Raw genomic sequence first — 17,293 nt, 5'->3', positions numbered from 1 at the left:
ACGCATCAGCAGGAGCGGCTGATGGAGTTACGTTAAGTGGGTTATTTCCCACTGTCAATCTATAAGTGGGAAATAACCCATAAACCAGAAAAGCTGGCTACCGCCGCCCGATTGGACTCGACTCACGAGCGATCATGTTTGAGGATCGGAACATAACAAGAACATTGCAGGGTGTGAGGTATCATGAACGAAGCCGAAGAAGGGGACTACGAGCGCCTGGCGGCGCGCTTCCGGCTGGATCTGAGGTGCGAGCACTGCGTCGCCGAGAGCCAGTTTTTCGTCGACGTCCCGCGGGTCGACGATGCGCCGACCGGGATCGACGAGCTGCTCGAGAGCGCCTTCCTGGAGCGCCAGCGCTTCGTCTGCAGCTCCTGTGCGAACCCTATCGGGCTCATTGCCGGCGTGGTGCAACTGAGACTGCCGGAGGCATGCGATGCGTGATGGTGTCGGACAGGCTCGCGACTATGCCGAGTGGATCGCCGTACGCGTGTTGGGCGCTCTCGCGAACGATGCGTTGCGCCTCGAGCGCTTCTTTACCGAGATGGGGATCGAGGCGAGAGCGGTCAGGACCTGCGCAAGCGATCCGCGCTTTCTCGCCTCGCTTCTGGACTGGGTCGCCGAGGAGGCGGCGCTTGCCGAGGCGATCATGTCGGAAACCGGCATACGTGCCGATGACATCGCCATGGCGCGCCATGTGCTGCGCGGAGGCGATGAAGAAACATGCCTGCCCATGCCAGCCGGCCGCCGGTCGCGCCCACGGCATTTCGCCTGAAGGAGAGTGGGCCAGGTGCTGATCTTCAGGTGCACGCGGTTCTGTTCCTCGCAGTCGTCACAGTGTAGTGTCTCCCTACCGCTTGTTCATGGGGAGGGGGAAACAATGGGCTTCTTCAGCGATGAAGAATTGGTGAATCTGCGGATAAACAAAATGACTCTGCACGTCGTTAGCAAGAGCAGAGAGGAATTTGTTGCTCAGCCGGAATTGGATTTGAGTGGTGTAGACCATCTTGATTTCTTTTTGGCGCGTCTGGTAGATGCTGCGCTCGACAGTGTTCATGAATTCAAAGCGGGTTCCGACGCGAAGGCGACGATTGAGAAAATCGCGTCTGGCTCCGTTCGTTTTGAAACGGGGGCGCAAGAGCTTACCCGCCGATTCGACAATGTTCATCCGCAGACCGCGACGGCTGGAGCCTTTTTCGTCTTCGAACTCATCGTCGAAGATCCTACGGTGCGGCTCTATGGCATGATGAAGTACGACTATCGACAGGCGGTGGAGCTCTATGAAAAACAGGGCCGTAACGCGTTGCGGCAGATAGTGCAGGCATTTGTCCAGGAGAAAGGGGCAATCCAGAAATCCGCCATCGTTCGCACTCGCGACGGCGTGGTGGAGGAGGCTCTTTCAGCTAGGGACCGGATGGGTCGAGCTCCCGATCTAACCGATTATTTTGAGGCGTTTCTGGATGTAAAACGTGAACGCAACAATGCTCAGCTGAGCGAAGATCTGCGTGGTGCGTTGCGATCTGTGGTCGAAGGGCTGCGGGATCACCTTCCCAATCGCGATGTTCCCGCCGCCTTGCGCGCCGTCAAGGAAGCCCTGCAAGGGCGCGAAGAGGTGGATGAAGCGGCTGTGCGTGAGGCAATGCTCGTCGCGGCCGGCCGGCCTCACGAGGAAGAGGTGCGTGCGGCGGTGGAGAGGGCGGTCGCCCGGCAGCTAAAGGCCAAGAAGCTCAACGGCGTCGCCTTCAAGCCAGATGCCAGTGTGTTGCGTACAGCCGCACGGCGTCGAATCCGTACTGCGGAAGGCGTTATTGTGGAGTTTCCTGGCGACCAGGAGAATAAGACCGTGCGTCGTCAGTTCCTGCCAGATGGCGGGGCCACCATCACGGTTCAGACGGAAGAAAAGCTGGTTGAGGATGGCACCCTTCCCGACAGATCTCGCGTCAGCGCTTGAGTGTCTCGTTCAGACCGAGCGCGCCGCTGTGACGGAAAGTGCGGGTAATCTGACGGTTGCCCGTCTGGGTGCTGTCGACGCAACGGCCATTGTTGAGGCGGTCGCTGCGCTCGGTTGGACATATGTCATTGAGGACGCCACACCCGAAGTCATAAACCGTGAACAGATCTCGCCCGGATTTGAGCCGTATCGGCTGGTGGTAACGAAGCCGGCGCGACCAGAGGGCACAGCGATGGCTCTTACCCGTTCTGGCCTAACCGACTGGTTGCTTGACGATAAGCGCCCTCCAGTGATTTGGGTGGCGGGGTTGCCGAGCGCATTTGAGACGAAGGCCAATCGGATCGCGCCTTGGGGCGACGAAACCGTCTTCGTCCCGATGGCAACAGGGTGTGATCCTCGTAAGGTGGTCCGCGAGCTTGCACCTGAGCGCCTAGTGACAGCGCAGATTGATCATTGGCTGGTGCGTGACCCAGATCTGGACTGGCCGGTTACGCATTGGGCTTTTGTTGCTTGGGCAAAATATGCGTTTCCGGGGCTTCTCCGCTGCTTGAGCGACGAAGTTGAGGAGGATGGCACCCTCCTGTTTAGGGGGCCGCCACTCTCGCGTCTGAAGCCGGAAGCTGACTTAATTGGTGCGTTAAGTCCGCAAGGCATGCGTGCCGTCCAGCGCGCGGCATCTTGGGTTTTCGAGTCCTCGGTCGAGATGCGACCGCGGCATGATCTCTTTGCGCCAGAAATTGCCCGGACGGCTCATAGCGGCCAAGGAGCGGGAGCGATGTTCCTATTGGCTGCTGAATCGGCCCTAGAGGGAGCAATCATGGCGCGAGCCTTCGGCTTATCAGAAGTCAGTCGAGATAGCCTCAAAGCGATGACCGAACTTCGCAAAGCTGTCAGCGAAGAAATAGGAAAGCTGTCGGACACAACACGAAGTATTGCCTCGGCTGTTGCGGCGGCGTTGTTCGCAGGAATTGCCTTGATTGCGGGACGGTTGGCCCTCGATAATCCCGCCCTGATCGTTAGACAAGCCGTCGCGGTCATAGGAGTGGTATTGTTTCTATATGTCGCGGCGATAGTTGCGTCGGGTTTGCACTATGTCGGCCTTCAAAGGCGCCTTCGCCGTGAGTGGCACGCGAAGATCTATCGGTTCATGCCGGAGAGTGACTACGAGACGATGGTTGTGGGGCCCGCAGCGTCGGCGGAGGGTGGGTTCTATTTGGCTGCCTGGATAGGAGGTATCGCGGCGACGCTTCTTCTGGTGCTTGTGGTCTGTACGGCACTCGCTCGACCTTCCGGGCTGCCGTATCAGCAAGGTACCGAAGAGCCGGCGACCAAGGCAGCCGAGGTTCCCGAAGGAGCCTCCGTAAACTCGAAGGCTGGAGATGTCCCTGCGTCCGCCGGCGCCGGGACAGATACACAATCGGCTCAGCCTAAAATGCCTGAAAAGAACCTATGACAGCCCAGTCGGTTGCGAGTGCCTTCCAGCAGAAGTCAACTTGCATATAGCTTCTGACGGACAGGCGAGCTAGCGACGCGGTTATTCCGTAGAGGGCGTCGACACTATCACTCCATACGGCTTAGCGTTACGTGGACGGTGCTCATTGGGCCTTCAGGCCATTCCGGTACCTCGCCCTCAATAAAATCCTCGCCGCCACCATCTCCCAGGCCGGTAAGTGACGACGTTTCAGCGATGAAGCCGACGACATTGTAATTGCCGCGCGCGACGTCGCTCTTCTTGGTGATCGGAAGTGATGCCGTTACGCGGAGCAACTCGTCCACGGTGAATGACCAATCGTCGCAACCCCCTCTTATAGCGGTACGGCTACAGTAGTAATCGCCGGTAGCCATTTTTGCCATAAAGAGAGAGAGCGGAAGACGAGAAACACACCAAGGTTTGGTGGTCTCGGCTAGCAGGTTCCACCATTCAGGAGTTGAATTGTTGAGGTCGATGCCTCCGTATTCGGCGGTGCATCTGGGAAAGCCGACTATCGGTGGTCCCTTCAAATCACGGATGCGCGGATCATAAGCCTTGTCCACGAAGGTGAAGGCGGGAAGCCAGGCGAGCAACTCATGCTGGACCCATTCTTTACCCGATAGTTTAAGGGGGGCACCTTTAAGCATCTTCGCCTGGACCAGGACCGCGCGACGATCTTCAACTTTCTCTCTGCGATCGACATAGTCGATCACGATGAGGAGGTCCGCGAGTTCGCAGCGACGGGGCGTCGTGCCACCTCGGTACATCGGATGCGGTACCGGCGCGAAGGTGACGTGCGGGCGCGAGTGGCAGAAGACTGAGTGTAATTCGATTTGAAATCCCCCAGCGCCTAGGATCGGCGCCCAAGCGGCGGCGATTTCATCGAAGCCGTCGAGCGTCATTGTGCGCACCGCGCTGACTTCGCCGCTGGGTCTGCCTGTGCGCGCGCCGCCATGGCTGAGGACCTTGGCGATGATAGGGGCGGCGACGGCCCCAAGAGGTATAATGAGTGACGATGGTAGCATTATCTGCTTTGTCTCATCCGGACTTCCTAATGGGAGATGATTCCACACCAGAGTGTGGCGAGTCTACCGAGGGTTGTCAGGCGCGCATATTGAGAGCGACCCCCCAGGGCCTACCGAAACGAGATCGGGATCGTGTTCATGATTTTCCGCACGAGCCCTAGCACCTCGACTGTTCGACCGTCATCGGCCTCAAGGTCTCGGTTCACGACGATCGGCTTGTGCTTCGGATTGGTGGACCGGGGATGAAACTCGTAATGGTCCTCGAAGATTGCGAGTTGCTTTACGGAGCGCTCGCGCATCTGCCCGCCATCGCGCGTCTGTTCGATCACAACAACCATGCCGTCCCTTAGCGGGACCCGCCCGCGTAGGTCGTCGAACATCACGCTGATGATCCGGTCCCCGGGCATGATCGGCCGCGGCTTGAGATCGTTCATCGAGTCGCCGGCGACATCGTTGGCGAAGAGACGGGCCTGCGGAAAGTCGGGGTCGCGGGTGTCGTAGATAAGCTCGTCCTGGACATCGTCGAACTGATCCACTTCCCGCCAGGATCCGGCTTCGATTGATCCTTGGAGGCGAACGGGAATGAGCGCGGCTGTTACCGGCTGAAGTTCATTGGACGATACGTCCGACTTTCCTTCGAGGGCTGCGTTAAGCTGTTGGACCGACCACCCCAGAGCACGCGCAAGGGGTGGCATGCTGGACTGACGGACCGAGGTCTTACGCCCCATCACAATGTCCCGAATGAAGGTGCGCTCCATGCCCGCTGCTGTGGCAGCTTGCACCGGGCCGATATTTAGTTCCTTCAAGCGGCCTTCGACGACCCGCTGCAGCTTACTCTCCATGTTGGGAATTATCCCACAATTCAAAGTGGGTTAATGCGTGGGAAATTCATGTTGCGAAGTGGGAATAATCCCACTATCTATGCGGCATGGAAAATGAGCTCCGGTCCAATCTTCGTGTCTGTGCTGAAGCCTACGCCACGGCTAGAGGTTTCGAGCTGTCTACCGTCGGACGTCTGGCGGCGAATGACGGCAGCTTCTTCTCCAGAATTGCGTCCGGTCGCTCCTTCACCGCACGCAAGTACGACGAGATCATCCGCTGGTTTTCGACGAATTGGCCGTCTGGAGTGGAATGGCCCGAAGGGGTTCCGCGTGCGCCGGTGAACGTGGGCACCATGCCCGACGCCGGCACCTCCGAAAATGATAATCGCGAGGGTGTTTTGCCATGACAAAACGCCGGCAGCCGGGCTCCGCCCATGAGGCTCTCGACCGCATGTTCGACGGGATCGGCGAGCGCCATGGCGAGAAGGGATCGCCGACCGAGGGCGTGCGCGTCGTCGCTTCGTTCCTCGACATCGCCGAACCGACGCTGCGCAAGCAGCTCGACCCCGATCAGAAGGGTTCCGAGGTCTCTTACGCCCGGGTCGCCCAGCTTACCCGTCATTTCGCCTGCATCGAGGCCGCCCAACACCTGGCTCTCTGTGCCGGCGGCGTGTTCCTGCCGCTGCCGGACGGCGAGGGGAAGTTCGCCGAGCTCTCCAGCACGATGATGCAGGAGGTGGGCGAGGCGCTGGTTCAGCTCTCTGCGAGCCTGTCTCCGACTTCGGAAGGCGGCGCGTCGCTGACGCCGCGTGAAATAGCGACGGTGCTGCCTCTCGTCGCCGACGTGCTGGCCGTTACCAGCGCCCTCTACAGCGAGCTGCAGGCGGCTCATGCCGCTAGGGAAGACGCTTCAGACGAGGTGCCGCCGAATGTGCGGCGCCTGCGCGAGTGATCCCATGGCGAGGATCTATGTGCGCACGGCCGATCCTCTCGCCGACCGCCTGCAGGCCGCGCAGCAGAGGCTGCGCGTCGCGCGCAACGAGAAGCGAGCCGAGTACGCCCGGCTCCGCAGATATCACCGGCCGAGGGCGTCGATCGCCCGGCAGCTTGAAGAGATCACCACGGCGCTGCTGCGGGCCGAACTGAAAGCGATGCCGATGCGCCGTGACCGGCCCGTGCCGGTCGCCGATCTCTTCGACGCGTAATTCCCGCGGCACCGGCCGCACACCCGTCATCCATCAAGGAAGGGATTCCATGTCCGACCAGCCGAAAGACCAACCTCTTTCCGACGCTCCCGCGAGCTTCGCCAAGGAGCAGCTCAAGGCCTTCATCGAGCGCATCGAGCGTCTCGAGGAGGAGAAGAAGGCCATCGCCGACGACATCAAGGACGTCTTCGCCGAGGCGAAGGGAACCGGCTTCGATCCGAAGGCCCTGAAGGAGATCCTGAAGATCCGCAGGCAGGACGCCGACCAGCGCGCCGAGCATGACGCGATCGTCGACCTCTACCTGCAGGCGCTCGGGATGATCGGGTGACGCCCGTCGGTGCCCTTTCTCCTGCTCATGAATAGCTCCGCTCCGGCCCCTGAGGGGTCGGCCGGATCTCGTGCAATCGCTGGAATCTGTCGATGGCTGGCCGTCTCCTGCCCAACCTGACCAATCCCCTCGACCGGCCGGCGGCCGTCGTCCCGTTCCCGGTGGCACGCCGGGGCGGCCGGCCGGCGAAGCTGCCGGAGGCCGACCTCCGTGCGGCCGTCGAGGAGGGATTGAAGGACCCGGAGATAGCGGAGCGGTTCGGCTGCTCGCGCCAGTATGTCTATCTGCAGCGCAAGCGGCACGGATTGCTCCGCCCGAAGGGACCGCGGCGGAGCAAGTCGCGCTTCGCGCCGAAGGTGGCGACCGATCGCGCCGTGACCATGCCGCCGGTCGACCATCCGGCGCTGGCCGAAGACCGCACGCTCTACCCGGCCACGGTGACCGGCGTCGACGGACTTCTGAACGTGCTCGTCGCCGGTGCCAACCACTGGAAGATCGGCGGAGAGATCCGCAAGGGTCGCTGGGCCGGGTTTCCGGTCTATGCGCTGACGCTCGAGGAACGCGCGACCTGCCCGGCGTCGTGCCGGCACTGGCGCTCCTGCTTCGGCAACCACATGCACTTCGCCAAGCGCATCCGCCATGGCGAGGCGCTGGAAGACCGGCTCGCCCATGAGGTGGCCATCCTCCAGTCCCGCCACCCGCGCGGCTTCGCGGTTCGCCTGCATGTGCTGGGTGACTTCTATTCCGAGCGCTACGTCGCGCTGTGGGCTTCATTGATCGCCTGCTTTCCGGCGCTCCACGTCTTCGGCTTCACCGCCCGGATCGACGGGCGGCGCGACCCTGTCGCCCGGGCGCTGGTCCAGCTCACGCTCGCCCACTGGGACCGCTTCGCGTTGCGCTTCTCGAACGCGCCGGTCGACGAGTGCTCCACGGTCACGGTGGAGCATCCGAGGCAGGTGCCGGCGGACGCGGTGCTGTGCCCGCAGCAGACGGGGAAGACGGAATCCTGCTCCACCTGCGCGCTGTGCTGGCAGAGCCGCCGGCGCATCGCCTTCCTGCAACATTGAGGTCCGCCATGAATGCGATCGAGCACGTCACGGAGAGCGCGGGCGAGGCCTGGGACCGGGTACGCCGGCGATTGCGGGTCGAGATCGGCGAGGAGATCTACGGGAGCTGGTTCCCGCGTCTCCGGCTGGAGGGCGTGACCGGCGGCTGTGTCCGGCTGTCGGTGCCGACGCGGTTCCTCCGGTCCTGGATCCAGCAGCACTATGCCGATCGCCTCGGCGCACTCTGGCGTGAGGAGGCGGGTGTCGAGCGGATCGACCTGACGGTGCGCACGGCGGCATTTCGCTCGCCGACCGCAATGCCGGCCGCCGCGCTCACCATCACAGCCCCGGTGCCGCTCGATCGCGCGCCGCCGCTCGCGCCGATCTGCGTGCCGGACCCGAACGGTTCGCCGCTCACTCCCGGCCTGACCTTCGACAGCTTCGTCGCAGGGCAGGGGAACGCACTTTCTCTTGCCGCCATGCGCAAGGCCGCGGCGGAGGAGGCACGCTTCAGCCCTCTGCTGCTGCATAGCGGCCCGGGGCTGGGCAAGACGCACCTGCTGCAGGCGGCGGCACGCGAGGCCGGGCAGGGCGCCGCGCTCTATCTCGGTGCCGAGCACTTCATGAGCCTGGCCGCCGGCGGCGGCGCGTTCAAGGCGAGCGCGTTGCGCGAGGTGGCTTGCGGCGTCGGGTTGCTGCTGATCGACGACATCCACCGCATCACCGGGAAGGGCGCATACCGGGAATTCGCGGCAATCGTCGAACTCCGGCTTTCCGCGGGCAAGCCGTTGATCCTCGCTGCCGCGATGCCGCCCTCAGAGATCGAGCATCTGGATCGGCACCTGCGCTCCCGCCTCGCGGGCGGGCTGGTCGCCGAGATCGATCCCATGGACGCGGCCCTGCGGCGGGACCTGGTCGCGGCACGGATCGCGGCGATCGCGGCGGATGTGCCCGGGTTCGTCGTTCCCGCCCGCATCGTCGACGCCATCGCTGGCCGGGGCGGGCTGAACGGGCGCGATATCGGCGGGGCGCTGAACTGGCTGCGCGCGCAGTTCGAGCTCACCGGTGCCGTGCCGTCGCTCGAGCAGGCCGACGTCATCCTGCGCGGCTTCCTGCGCAGCGTCTTCGGGGGCCATCAGCGGTTGCGGATCGACGACATCATGCGGGCCGTGGCCCGGCATTATCGCGTCTCGCTTCCGGACCTGCTGTCGCAGCGACGCACAGCCGACCTGCTGTGGCCGCGTCATGTCGCGATGTACCTCGCCAAGGAACTGACCATGCGCTCGCTGCCGGAGATCGGCCGGCGTTGCGGCGGGCGCGACCACACGACCGTGCTGTCGGGCGTGCGGAAGGTGGCGCGGCTGGTCGAAGCCGACCCGGACCGACGCGACGAGGTGATGGCGCTCAAGCGGGCGATAGGAGGCGAGGCATGACCACGAAAGGTACACCTTCGCCGTCCTCAGCGCCGGAAATTACGGTACTCCTGCATCAGGCTGCGCAGCTCGGCGATCCGATCGGCGTCGACTTCCTCTTCCAGGTCGAGCAGCCCGCCATTGATCTCGTTCGCCACGACCGGCCAGAACCGCTCGACGAAGGCCGCGACATCTTCCTCGCGCAGGCCGATAAGGCGCGCGTCCATGGCGCAGATGATGCGCGCACGACTCTCCGAATGTTCGGTCATCGGTTTCGGGATGTTGCCGCCGGTGAGCTACCGACGTGGACGAGTGGGCTCAGAAACGCGGTCAGTCCCGCGCCCGGCATAAGCGACTCGAAGGCTGCGGCTCCCGAACGGCACCGCTGTCCCGACAACGCGCAGATGCGCCCGCCCAGATCTTATGTCGTCGGTGCACCTCGCATCGGAGTGCCCGCGACTTTCTTGCGGTGGAGGCGCGCGACCGGGCCGGTCAACGTCAGGTCACCCGCACGGTGCGCCGCCACATTCGGCAACGCTATACCCCCGGCCTCCGGCCGTATGACCACTTGTGCGCAGTCCGCAGCGAAAAACCCCGCGCACTCGCGATTCCAGCAGCGATTGGGCCTCCTGATCCCGGCTGATCGGGGTCCTTCCGCCTGTCGGGCCCGCGCGATCGATCCGCGCCTCTACGGGAGGGCGGGGCGGTGGCCGCAACGCTGCGGCGTTCGTCCGGCAACTTCCATCGCCACACGGCCTATCGAGAGGAGATAGAGCGGTGACCTGGTTCTTCGATCCCCTTCCTCTGTTCGGCTTCGACCTGGTCGAGATCGACCCGGCGTGGAACTTCGATCTGTATTCGGCGAAGGTCGCAGTGAAGTCGGCGCAGGCGCAATACACGACCATGTCGCTCGCCGACATCAAGGCGATGCCGGTCGGCAACCTGCTCGCGCCCGGCGGAATCTGCGTCATGTGGACGACCTGGCCGCTGGTCGCGGTCGGCGCCCATGTCGAGGTGATCAAGGGCTGGGGGCTGCTGCCGGTGACCGGCGGCGGCTGGGCCAAGCGCACGGCGAGCGGAAAGCTGCGCTGGGGCACGGGCTATTCCGCGCGCTCCCTGCACGAGCCCTACATCATCGCCAAGCTGCCCGGCGCCCGTTGGGCCGGGGCGGGCTTTCCCAACCTCGTGGAGACACTGGAGGCGGATTCGCTCGACGGTCTCGCCCGCGAACATTCCCGCAAGCCAGACGAGTTCTATGCGCGCTGCGAGGCGGCATGGCCGGAGGCTCGGCGCGTGTCGATCTTCGCCCGGCAGACGCGGGAGGGCTGGGCGAGCTGGGGCAACGAGGTGACGAAGTTCGATGTGCAGACGGCTGCCGGGGCGCCCGCATGAGTACCCACCTCTACGCCCTCTACGACTGCCTGGCACCGGCCCGCTTTCCCTTGAGCGGCGAAAAGCCGCTGCAGGAGGCGATCGAGGCGCATCTGATCGAAAGCGGCCTCGCCTTCGAGCGCGAGGTGACGCTGGGCCCCGGCGATATCGTCGACTTCATGGTCGGAACCGTCGCCGTGGAGGTGAAGATCAAGGGGCAGCGCCGCGCGATCTACCGCCAGTGCGAGCGTTATGCCGGCCATGACAGCGTCTCCGCCATCCTGCTGGTGACCAATGTCGCCATGGGCTTCCCGCCGTCGCTGAAGGGCAAGCCGACGGCCGTCCTCAATCTCGGGAGGGCCTGGCTGTGAGGATGTACGGCACCCTTCACTTCGACGGCGAGCGGTGGGTGATGTCCGGCCTCGAGCCGCACGTCGCCATCAAGCTGAAAGCGATGTTCCCGGGCGTGCCCAAGGCATCGACTGGGCCATTCACGTTCCCGGACGGCGTCGCCATGGCGAGCGACCTCGAATGGTTCCTGCATCGCTACCCGATGGAGATGGCGGAGGCGGACCGCGCGCGCATGCTCGCCGGCCGGGACGCCTTCACGGGTCGGCGCAACGACGTCGAGCGCATCTTCGTGCCCGATTGGACGCCGCCGGCGACGCTCGGCTTCCAGCCCGGCCGCGAGCTCTATCGCTACCAGGCGGAGGCGGCGGAGGTCGTTCGCAAGCTCGGCCGGCTGCTCCTGCTCGACGATGTCGGGCTGGGCAAGACGGTGACGGCGCTCGGCGCGCTGACCGATGGCGAAAACCTGCCCGCCGCCATCGTCGTGCAGCCGCATCTGCGCACGCAATGGAAGAAGGAATACGTCGAGAAGTTCACGACGCTGCGGGCGCACATCATCCAGGGCACGCAGCCGTATGACCTTCCCGAGGCCGACCTCTACCTCTTCAGCTATTCCAACATCGCCGGCTGGGTCGACGTCTTCGCTACCGGGAGGTTCCGCGCCGTCGTCTATGACGAGATCCAGGAGCTTCGCACCGGCACCTCGACGGCCAAGGGGCAGGCGGCCGCGATCCTTTCGGCCAACACCCGCATGCGCATCGGCCTGACCGCGACGCCGGTTTACAATTACGGGCCGGAGATGTTCCACGTGGTCGAGGCGATCGAGCCGGGAGCGCTGGGCACCTATGAGGACTTCCTGCGCGAATGGTGCAGCTTCGGTGGCCGCAAGGCGATCGTGAAGGAGCCGGACGCGCTCGGCACCTATCTGCGTGAAATCCAGCTCGTGCTGCGACGCGAGCGGGCGGGCGGCAACGTCAACACCATCCCGATCGAGGTCGACTATGACGAGGATGTCGAGGCCGATTCTCTCGCGCTGATGCGCACGCTGGCCTCGACTGTGGTCAGCGGATCGTTTGCGCAGAGAGGGCAGGCGGCGCGCGAGCTCGACATCATGGCCCGCATGGTGACGGGTCTCGCCAAGGCCAAATCGGTCGCTGCCTATGTCCGTCTGCTGCTGAACGAAGGCCTGCCGGTGCTGCTGGCCGGCTGGCACCGCGAGGTCTACGACATTTGGGGTCGGGAGCTCGGCGAGTTCGATCCCGTGCTCTACACGGGCAGCGAGACGCCTTCACAGAAGGATCGGGCCAAGGCTGCCTTCATCAACGGCGATACCAACCTGATGATGATCTCGCTGCGCTCCGGCGCCGGCCTCGACGGCCTGCAGCAGAGATGCAGCCACGTGGTGTTCGGCGAGCTCGACTGGTCGCCCAAGGTCCATGAGCAGGTCATCGGTCGCCTCGACCGGCCGGGCCAGAGCGAGCAGGTGACGGCGATCTTCCTGCACGCCAATGGCGGCTCCGATCCCCTGATCGTCAGCATGCTCGGCCTCAAGGCCAGCCAGGCGCAGGGCATCGTCGATCCGGGCAAGGGCGTCATGCCCGTTCTCTCGGATGGCAGCCGCATCCGTGCGCTCGCCGAGCGCTTCCTACAAGGGAGCGTGGCGGCATGACGCCCCTTGCGTACCAGATCGTCAAGGAACTGACGCTGCCGATAAGGGATCGAACATTCTCGGACCCCACCGGGCTGTTGCCTCGGATGTCCGACATCCACTGCTTCGAGTTGAGCGAAGTTTTTGCCTTGATCGTTCAATTGGTTGCTGAAGGCGGCAAGCCTATCATTGCCATGGCGCGGGAGACTTCGTTTCTTCCGGCGTCGCGGACATGGGTTGAATGGAAAGATCCCGACAGCGGCGAGCGAAGTGGGTTCCTGCTCGAAGAGCTTGGCGGCGTCGCCTGGGTTTGCGGCGCGAGACGCGCCGAGGGTCACTTCGCCTCCTTCCCCATTGAGTTCACCGTCCCGCTTGCCGGTTCGTCTGATATGGAGCGGGACGGCATAGTCCGCGTAAAGGGCAAGATGCCGGAAGAACACAACAGGGCCGTGAGTCTGTTATCACTGGCGCTGACGGGTGCACTCGCGTTCATCAACACGCCCAAGATCATCGGGCGACGCCAGCATATGCCTCATCGTGGGCTTGAGCGTCGTCTGGTCGCCCAGCGCCGTGCCATTGGCAAATTCCCCCTGCACGCATGGACTGAGATCAAGCTTCACGTCACACCGCCTCATGATGCATCGGGAGAGAAATCGACCGAGGCCCACCTGACCGGTGAGCGGGCGCTGCACTTCTGCCGAGCTCATCTTCGCATCCGCTTGGGGAAACTCGAGGTCGTGCGAGGGCACTGGCGTGGTGACGCTTCTCTCGGCATCAGGCGCTCGCGCTATGTGCTCAAGGCCGACGGGAGCGCCCGTGCATGAGCGTTCAAGCCGTCGCCTGGGCCTTGGATCAGTATATCCGCGACGCGGCGACGAAGCTCGTGCTGATCTCGCTTGCCAACTACGCCGACAAGAAGACCGGCGAGTGCTGGCCGACGATCGCCCGCATCTGCGAGGAGTCATGCCAATCCAAGAGCACGGTTCTTCGGCGGCTCGACTGGCTGGTCGAGCATGGGCTCGTCGTCAAGAGCGAGATGCATGAGACGAGCGGGCGCCAGAAGGCAAACCACTATCGGTTGGTTCTGTCGCGTCTTCTTACCCAAGATGATGTTGCATCGTTGCAAGGACATTCCGAGAACGTTCGCGAGGGAGGGTGTCAGGCTGAAACCCTCCCGATGCAGGGGGAGGGTGTCACGGTAGACACCCCCGAGGGTGTCACTGCTGACACCCCCATAGAACCGTTAGAAGAACCGAAGGTTACCCCCATAGCCCCCAAGGGGGCGGGGGAGGCGAACGATCGGGATGAGGAATTCGAGGAGTTCCTGAGGGCCTACGATCCGCCGCCCATGGCATCGAGGCTCACGCCACGGCGCCATTGGAACCGGCTGACGGCTGACGAGCGCAAGCGGGCCAAGGCGGCCATAGGGCCCTACCGGGCCGCATGCGCTGCCGAACGGCCGAAGCCTCGCAAGATGCTCGATCCGAGCGCCTACCTGTCGCGGCGCATCTTCGACAATTTCGCCGGCGCGCTGAAGCCACGGCCCCCGGAGGCTCCCGCCGTCGCGGCGCTGCGGCGGTCCGCCGGCGCGGCATTCGCAGGCGCCCGTTTCGTCGAATGCGGCACGGCTGCCTGGAGGGCGTGGGAGGCCGTTGCCAGCGAGGCCGCGTACCCACTGAGGGCGGTCATCCTCCCGCCGCGACCGATGGCCGGGCGCGATCGCGAAATGACGGGTCGGTACTTCCCCAGCGAGTGGCCGCCGACAAGGGACGGACCGGACCTCCTGCAGAAGGCGGCAGGCGAGCGATGAGTGACGGAGAGGGACATGCAGAAAGCTACCAGGCGCACGGCGCATGACAGGGTCGAGGCCGCGACGCGCCGGCTCGAGAAGGCACTTACGCTGAATGAGCGAGACGCAAAAGCGCTGGCGCGAGCGGAGGGCAGGGGAAACACCGACCGGGCGGCTGAGCTGCGCCGGTCGATCGGCAAGCGCGCGCTTCAGGCCAAGGCGCAGGAAAGGATCCTCGCCAAGTACCGGCCGATCATGCAGATGTCCGACTATGCGGGGCGTCTGGCCGCGCGCTGCGCCGCCAGCCCGCCGGCGCCGGCACCGAAGGCCCGAAAGCCGAAGAAGCTGGCTCGCCAGCCGTTTCGCATTCCCGACGACATCCCGGCCGACCTGCCGGGACGTCGGGAGCGGAAGGAACGCTTTGTGCCGAGCCCGGCGGATGGGAAGCCGCTGGCCGTCACGATCAACGTTCATGAAAGCCCCGTGTCCTACATGCTCGCCGCCGGGACGATCGATGAAGCGGAGCACCGAGCGGCGGATCAGTTTCGACGGCTCTACGAGCGCGCCGGCATCGGAAACCTGAAGGCGATCGACCCGGCCCGGGAAGTCGTCGACGGCACGTCGCCGCAGCCGGATATGAATGTCGACGCCATGGAGGCGCAGGCGCGATTGCGCGAGGCGAGGGAGCGTCTGGGCAAGACGCTCTACGGCTACACGGTGGCCGTCGTCGGCGAACTCGTGCCGATCAAGCAGATGGCCGAGCACTACGGCCGGTTGTCCGGAAAGCGGGCCGAAGGGTTCGTCTCTGGCCAGGTTACGGCCGCGTTGGATCTGCTGGCGGAGCTCTGGCGGGAAAAGCCTCCGACGCTGCCGAAGATGCGGTCGACACGAGAGAGCACAAGTGGACCCGCAACCGAGTGGGACGTGACGGACAAGGGCGATCTTCGCAAGAGGCAGAGCAATGCGGAGAGGCTGGGCGGCGCCAATGATGCTTGATCCGAAGGGGTGAACGATCAAAGCTCTCGAATGGTCGCCATCGATCCAGGGCCCGCCTGTAACGGAGCATCGCCCCATGACCTCCCTTGAGAAGCAGTTCGACCAAGCGATGTTCGAGGTCTACCGCCGTGCAAAGGAAGAGGCGCACTACAATGCGACGATTTTCCTTCAGATGCTTACCGACAACGGCGGCTTGAGCACGGCGAAAACGTTGATCAATGCATCGAAGCCGTCCGACGGCTATACGGCGCTATATATGCGAAAGCGGCTTGATCTGACCGTCGAGGCCGTTGTCATAGAAAATTGTCGCTGGCACGGCCTCTTCTCCGAAAGAGAGCTCGACCGCGCTCGCCAACGGTTGCGCGAGTACCAATACCAGCCTCGTCTTCAGTCAAATTCGAATCGTGGCTCCGCTGACGCTTGACGCAGGCCCCCAAATCAGACCTAATTTCTTCAAGTTCGATAGATGCGCCCGGATGCCAATTCCGGGCGTTTTTCGTTTGGGCTGCGGATTGAAGCGGGGAGAGCCGCGAGAGGACCAGCCGCTACCGCGAAGAATGCACCAAATCTCCGCCTGTGGACGGGTTCATTTCTTCTTTGGCGCCTTTTTGGGTTTGCCGTCTCCGTGTGCAATAACGGCGGCAGCGAGCGCCTTCATATCCTTGCCAGCCTTGGGATCGCGGAGCTTCTGTCCCGCCAGCTTCTCTATGCGATCAGAATGATCCTTGCCGCCCTTCACGTTAGCCATGCCCATAGCCTCTCTAGATTTCGCCTTGGGTCCATTGCGGCAACACCGCAATTATAAGCTGCATCAGAGACGGTCGGAAGAATAGCGACAATTGTCTCTCGACAGAATCTAAGCGCCCGCGTCCACAGAATTGAGACGTGCGGTGTAGAACTTGGGTTGCACCGATACCGTTTCGAGCCGCGGAACTCGCGATGAATGAATATGCGGGTATCGGACGGAAGCCAGCTCGCGCACGCGGTTACGACGGTCGTTGGGAGCGGGCCAGAGCCCAGTTCCTTGCCGAGCATCCGTGGTGCGTGCGCTGCGCAGAGCAGGGGACGCGGACCGCCGCAACCGTGGTCGATCACATCATCCCGCATCGATACGGTCAGGCGCGGACGCCTGAGGAGAAGGCAACCGCACTTCGGCTCCTGCGCGATCCGGACAACTGGCAAGGGCTCTGCTCGACCCACCATTCCAGCACGAAGCAACGCGAGGAACGCAGCGGCGGCCGATGGGGATCGACCGTCGACGGGCGCCCGATCGATCCGAGCCATCCCTGGAACCGGCGGTGACCCCCGGGGGGGTATCCGATCTCTGGGCGGTTGGGGACCCGGACCGGCAGGGGCCAAGCGTTCGCACTGCGAGCAGATTTTGGAAAGGGGGTTTCCGCCACCCCCATAGGGGGTGAACATGAAACTTACCTCTGTCGAAGGTGGGGAAGGCGCGCCGCCGGAGCCCGACTGGGCTTCGCAGTACACCGATGAGCTCGACATCGTCGAAGCGAAGGAGCGCTGGGGTATCGTGACCCGCGAGCTGCGGGAGGCCGGCACCCTGGCGATGGTCAACGGCCACACCGTGCAGCGGCTCGTCGAGTTCTACGTGGTCTATCGCCGGGCCGCCCGCCAGGTTGGCGAGCTCGGAGCGATCACCCGGGCGCGGCGGACGAAGGTCCCACAGACCAGCCCCTATTGGACCGTCATGCGGCAGGCGGACGAGCATATCCGCATGAACGAAGCCGAGCTTGGTCTCTCGCCTCTGCGGCGCAACAAGGCCGGGAAGGTGCAACGTGGCAAGAAAGCCCCGCGCGCCGCGGACAGTTACCTCGGATCGCTATCCAAATGACCCGACCAGCCGTTGGGCTCGTGATGTCGTCGA

23 protein-coding genes are annotated in these 17,293 nt (G+C 63.8%); 19 read left to right on the top strand and 4 right to left on the bottom strand.

Annotated features, from left to right (window positions below; translation table 11 throughout):
* Positions 1 to 183 precede the first annotated feature (183 nt).
* From NVS89_RS22665 to NVS89_RS22650, 4 genes are all read left to right on the top strand, one after another.
* Complete coding sequence (locus tag NVS89_RS22665; protein ID WP_258735054.1) at positions 184 to 441, top strand: hypothetical protein; 258 nt, start codon at positions 184 to 186, stop codon at positions 439 to 441.
* Positions 434 to 772: a DUF3572 family protein gene (locus NVS89_RS22660; protein WP_258735053.1), complete on the top strand. Its 339-nt coding sequence runs from the start codon at positions 434 to 436 to the stop codon at positions 770 to 772. The genes NVS89_RS22665 and NVS89_RS22660 overlap by 8 nt, the downstream gene beginning before the upstream one ends.
* 105 nt (positions 773 to 877) lie before the next feature.
* Positions 878 to 1,948, top strand: a complete 1,071-nt coding sequence (locus NVS89_RS22655; protein WP_258735052.1) for a TetR family transcriptional regulator C-terminal domain-containing protein — start codon at positions 878 to 880, stop codon at positions 1,946 to 1,948.
* Positions 1,911 to 3,401: a hypothetical protein gene (locus tag NVS89_RS22650; RefSeq protein WP_258735051.1), complete on the top strand. Its 1,491-nt coding sequence runs from the start codon at positions 1,911 to 1,913 to the stop codon at positions 3,399 to 3,401. Before NVS89_RS22655 ends, NVS89_RS22650 begins: the two co-directional genes overlap by 38 nt.
* Before the next feature lie 107 nt (positions 3,402 to 3,508).
* On the opposite strand, the gene NVS89_RS22645 is transcribed toward NVS89_RS22650, so the two are convergent.
* Positions 3,509 to 4,321: a hypothetical protein gene (locus NVS89_RS22645; RefSeq protein ID WP_258735050.1), complete on the bottom strand. Its 813-nt coding sequence runs from the start codon at positions 4,319 to 4,321 to the stop codon at positions 3,509 to 3,511.
* A gap of 233 nt (positions 4,322 to 4,554) precedes the next feature.
* On the bottom strand, positions 4,555 to 5,286 hold the full coding sequence (locus tag NVS89_RS22640) for a LexA family protein (protein WP_258735049.1): 732 nt from the start codon (positions 5,284 to 5,286) through the stop codon (positions 4,555 to 4,557).
* 86 nt (positions 5,287 to 5,372) lie between these two features.
* Between NVS89_RS22640 and NVS89_RS22635 the strand changes: the two genes are divergently transcribed.
* From NVS89_RS22635 to NVS89_RS22610, 6 genes are all read left to right on the top strand, one after another.
* Complete coding sequence (locus tag NVS89_RS22635; RefSeq protein WP_258735048.1) at positions 5,373 to 5,672, top strand: hypothetical protein; 300 nt, start codon at positions 5,373 to 5,375, stop codon at positions 5,670 to 5,672.
* Positions 5,669 to 6,217: a COMM domain-containing protein gene (locus NVS89_RS22630; protein ID WP_258735047.1), complete on the top strand. Its 549-nt coding sequence runs from the start codon at positions 5,669 to 5,671 to the stop codon at positions 6,215 to 6,217. Before NVS89_RS22635 ends, NVS89_RS22630 begins: the two co-directional genes overlap by 4 nt.
* Positions 6,218 to 6,221: 4 nt before the next feature.
* The gene (locus NVS89_RS22625) at positions 6,222 to 6,470 is read left to right on the top strand and encodes a hypothetical protein (protein ID WP_258735046.1); all 249 of its coding nucleotides are present in this window, start codon (positions 6,222 to 6,224) and stop codon (positions 6,468 to 6,470) included.
* Between the two features lie 49 nt (positions 6,471 to 6,519).
* On the top strand, positions 6,520 to 6,798 hold the full coding sequence (locus tag NVS89_RS22620) for a DUF2312 domain-containing protein (protein WP_258735045.1): 279 nt from the start codon (positions 6,520 to 6,522) through the stop codon (positions 6,796 to 6,798).
* Positions 6,799 to 6,890: 92 nt separating this feature from the next.
* Positions 6,891 to 7,865 carry a COG3415 family protein gene (locus NVS89_RS22615; protein WP_258735044.1) on the top strand — a complete coding sequence of 325 codons (975 nt, stop codon included), beginning with the start codon at positions 6,891 to 6,893 and terminating at the stop codon, positions 7,863 to 7,865.
* A gap of 8 nt (positions 7,866 to 7,873) precedes the next feature.
* Positions 7,874 to 9,277 (top strand): DnaA ATPase domain-containing protein, encoded by a 1,404-nt coding sequence (locus NVS89_RS22610; protein ID WP_258735043.1) that lies wholly within the window; start codon positions 7,874 to 7,876, stop codon positions 9,275 to 9,277.
* Between the two features lie 26 nt (positions 9,278 to 9,303).
* On the opposite strand, the gene NVS89_RS22605 is transcribed toward NVS89_RS22610, so the two are convergent.
* Entirely contained in the window at positions 9,304 to 9,525 is a 222-nt protein-coding gene (locus NVS89_RS22605) for a hypothetical protein (protein WP_258735042.1), read from the bottom strand.
* A 508-nt stretch (positions 9,526 to 10,033) separates the two neighbouring features.
* Between NVS89_RS22605 and NVS89_RS22600 the strand changes: the two genes are divergently transcribed.
* From NVS89_RS22600 to NVS89_RS22570, 7 genes are all read left to right on the top strand, one after another.
* Entirely contained in the window at positions 10,034 to 10,648 is a 615-nt protein-coding gene (locus tag NVS89_RS22600; protein ID WP_258735041.1) for an MT-A70 family methyltransferase, read from the top strand.
* Positions 10,645 to 10,998, top strand: coding sequence for a hypothetical protein (locus NVS89_RS22595; protein ID WP_258735040.1), 354 nt, complete (start codon positions 10,645 to 10,647; stop codon positions 10,996 to 10,998). The genes NVS89_RS22600 and NVS89_RS22595 overlap by 4 nt, the downstream gene beginning before the upstream one ends.
* 2 nt (positions 10,999 to 11,000) lie before the next feature.
* Positions 11,001 to 12,644, top strand: coding sequence for an SNF2-related protein (locus NVS89_RS22590; RefSeq protein ID WP_258735039.1), 1,644 nt, complete (start codon positions 11,001 to 11,003; stop codon positions 12,642 to 12,644).
* Positions 12,641 to 13,447: a hypothetical protein gene (locus tag NVS89_RS22585; RefSeq protein WP_258735038.1), complete on the top strand. Its 807-nt coding sequence runs from the start codon at positions 12,641 to 12,643 to the stop codon at positions 13,445 to 13,447. Before NVS89_RS22590 ends, NVS89_RS22585 begins: the two co-directional genes overlap by 4 nt.
* Positions 13,444 to 14,433, top strand: a complete 990-nt coding sequence (locus NVS89_RS22580; RefSeq protein WP_258735037.1) for a helix-turn-helix domain-containing protein — start codon at positions 13,444 to 13,446, stop codon at positions 14,431 to 14,433. The genes NVS89_RS22585 and NVS89_RS22580 overlap by 4 nt, the downstream gene beginning before the upstream one ends.
* A gap of 15 nt (positions 14,434 to 14,448) precedes the next feature.
* On the top strand, positions 14,449 to 15,408 hold the full coding sequence (locus NVS89_RS22575) for a hypothetical protein (protein WP_258735036.1): 960 nt from the start codon (positions 14,449 to 14,451) through the stop codon (positions 15,406 to 15,408).
* Positions 15,409 to 15,484: 76 nt separating this feature from the next.
* Positions 15,485 to 15,832, top strand: a complete 348-nt coding sequence (locus NVS89_RS22570; protein ID WP_258735035.1) for a hypothetical protein — start codon at positions 15,485 to 15,487, stop codon at positions 15,830 to 15,832.
* A gap of 162 nt (positions 15,833 to 15,994) precedes the next feature.
* On the opposite strand, the gene NVS89_RS22565 is transcribed toward NVS89_RS22570, so the two are convergent.
* Entirely contained in the window at positions 15,995 to 16,156 is a 162-nt protein-coding gene (locus tag NVS89_RS22565; protein ID WP_258735034.1) for a hypothetical protein, read from the bottom strand.
* A gap of 191 nt (positions 16,157 to 16,347) precedes the next feature.
* Here NVS89_RS22565 and NVS89_RS22560 point away from each other — a divergent pair, with 191 nt between their 5' ends.
* Both NVS89_RS22560 and NVS89_RS22555 read left to right on the top strand, forming a co-directional pair.
* Entirely contained in the window at positions 16,348 to 16,710 is a 363-nt protein-coding gene (locus NVS89_RS22560; RefSeq protein ID WP_258735033.1) for an HNH endonuclease signature motif containing protein, read from the top strand.
* Positions 16,711 to 16,828: 118 nt separating this feature from the next.
* Positions 16,829 to 17,260 (top strand): P27 family phage terminase small subunit, encoded by a 432-nt coding sequence (locus NVS89_RS22555; RefSeq protein ID WP_258735032.1) that lies wholly within the window; start codon positions 16,829 to 16,831, stop codon positions 17,258 to 17,260.
* Positions 17,261 to 17,293: the final 33 nt, after the last annotated feature.

The organism is Ancylobacter mangrovi, from assembly GCF_024752355.1.
Lineage (GTDB): Bacteria > Pseudomonadota > Alphaproteobacteria > Rhizobiales > Xanthobacteraceae > Ancylobacter > Ancylobacter mangrovi.
Note: the sequence above shows the minus strand (reverse complement) of the source record. Positions and strands in the feature narration are given on the sequence as shown.

What these genes read in the sequence shown, in the direction of transcription:
- NVS89_RS22665 (WP_258735054.1), top strand. Translation starts at nt 184, where the DNA reads ATGAACGAAGCCGAAGAAGGGGACTACGAGCGCCTGGCGGCGCGCTTC.
- NVS89_RS22660 (WP_258735053.1), top strand. Translation starts at nt 434, where the DNA reads ATGCGTGATGGTGTCGGACAGGCTCGCGACTATGCCGAGTGGATCGCC.
- NVS89_RS22655 (WP_258735052.1), top strand. Translation starts at nt 878, where the DNA reads ATGGGCTTCTTCAGCGATGAAGAATTGGTGAATCTGCGGATAAACAAA.
- NVS89_RS22650 (WP_258735051.1), top strand. Translation starts at nt 1,911, where the DNA reads ATGGCACCCTTCCCGACAGATCTCGCGTCAGCGCTTGAGTGTCTCGTT.
- NVS89_RS22645 (WP_258735050.1), bottom strand. Translation starts at nt 4,321, where the DNA reads ATGACGCTCGACGGCTTCGATGAAATCGCCGCCGCTTGGGCGCCGATC.
- NVS89_RS22640 (WP_258735049.1), bottom strand. Translation starts at nt 5,286, where the DNA reads ATGGAGAGTAAGCTGCAGCGGGTCGTCGAAGGCCGCTTGAAGGAACTA.
- NVS89_RS22635 (WP_258735048.1), top strand. Translation starts at nt 5,373, where the DNA reads ATGGAAAATGAGCTCCGGTCCAATCTTCGTGTCTGTGCTGAAGCCTAC.
- NVS89_RS22630 (WP_258735047.1), top strand. Translation starts at nt 5,669, where the DNA reads ATGACAAAACGCCGGCAGCCGGGCTCCGCCCATGAGGCTCTCGACCGC.
- NVS89_RS22625 (WP_258735046.1), top strand. Translation starts at nt 6,222, where the DNA reads ATGGCGAGGATCTATGTGCGCACGGCCGATCCTCTCGCCGACCGCCTG.
- NVS89_RS22620 (WP_258735045.1), top strand. Translation starts at nt 6,520, where the DNA reads ATGTCCGACCAGCCGAAAGACCAACCTCTTTCCGACGCTCCCGCGAGC.
- NVS89_RS22615 (WP_258735044.1), top strand. Translation starts at nt 6,891, where the DNA reads ATGGCTGGCCGTCTCCTGCCCAACCTGACCAATCCCCTCGACCGGCCG.
- NVS89_RS22610 (WP_258735043.1), top strand. Translation starts at nt 7,874, where the DNA reads ATGAATGCGATCGAGCACGTCACGGAGAGCGCGGGCGAGGCCTGGGAC.
- NVS89_RS22605 (WP_258735042.1), bottom strand. Translation starts at nt 9,525, where the DNA reads ATGACCGAACATTCGGAGAGTCGTGCGCGCATCATCTGCGCCATGGAC.
- NVS89_RS22595 (WP_258735040.1), top strand. Translation starts at nt 10,645, where the DNA reads ATGAGTACCCACCTCTACGCCCTCTACGACTGCCTGGCACCGGCCCGC.
- NVS89_RS22590 (WP_258735039.1), top strand. Translation starts at nt 11,001, where the DNA reads ATGTACGGCACCCTTCACTTCGACGGCGAGCGGTGGGTGATGTCCGGC.
- NVS89_RS22585 (WP_258735038.1), top strand. Translation starts at nt 12,641, where the DNA reads ATGACGCCCCTTGCGTACCAGATCGTCAAGGAACTGACGCTGCCGATA.
- NVS89_RS22580 (WP_258735037.1), top strand. Translation starts at nt 13,444, where the DNA reads ATGAGCGTTCAAGCCGTCGCCTGGGCCTTGGATCAGTATATCCGCGAC.
- NVS89_RS22575 (WP_258735036.1), top strand. Translation starts at nt 14,449, where the DNA reads ATGCAGAAAGCTACCAGGCGCACGGCGCATGACAGGGTCGAGGCCGCG.
- NVS89_RS22570 (WP_258735035.1), top strand. Translation starts at nt 15,485, where the DNA reads ATGACCTCCCTTGAGAAGCAGTTCGACCAAGCGATGTTCGAGGTCTAC.
- NVS89_RS22565 (WP_258735034.1), bottom strand. Translation starts at nt 16,156, where the DNA reads ATGGCTAACGTGAAGGGCGGCAAGGATCATTCTGATCGCATAGAGAAG.
- NVS89_RS22560 (WP_258735033.1), top strand. Translation starts at nt 16,348, where the DNA reads ATGAATGAATATGCGGGTATCGGACGGAAGCCAGCTCGCGCACGCGGT.
- NVS89_RS22555 (WP_258735032.1), top strand. Translation starts at nt 16,829, where the DNA reads ATGAAACTTACCTCTGTCGAAGGTGGGGAAGGCGCGCCGCCGGAGCCC.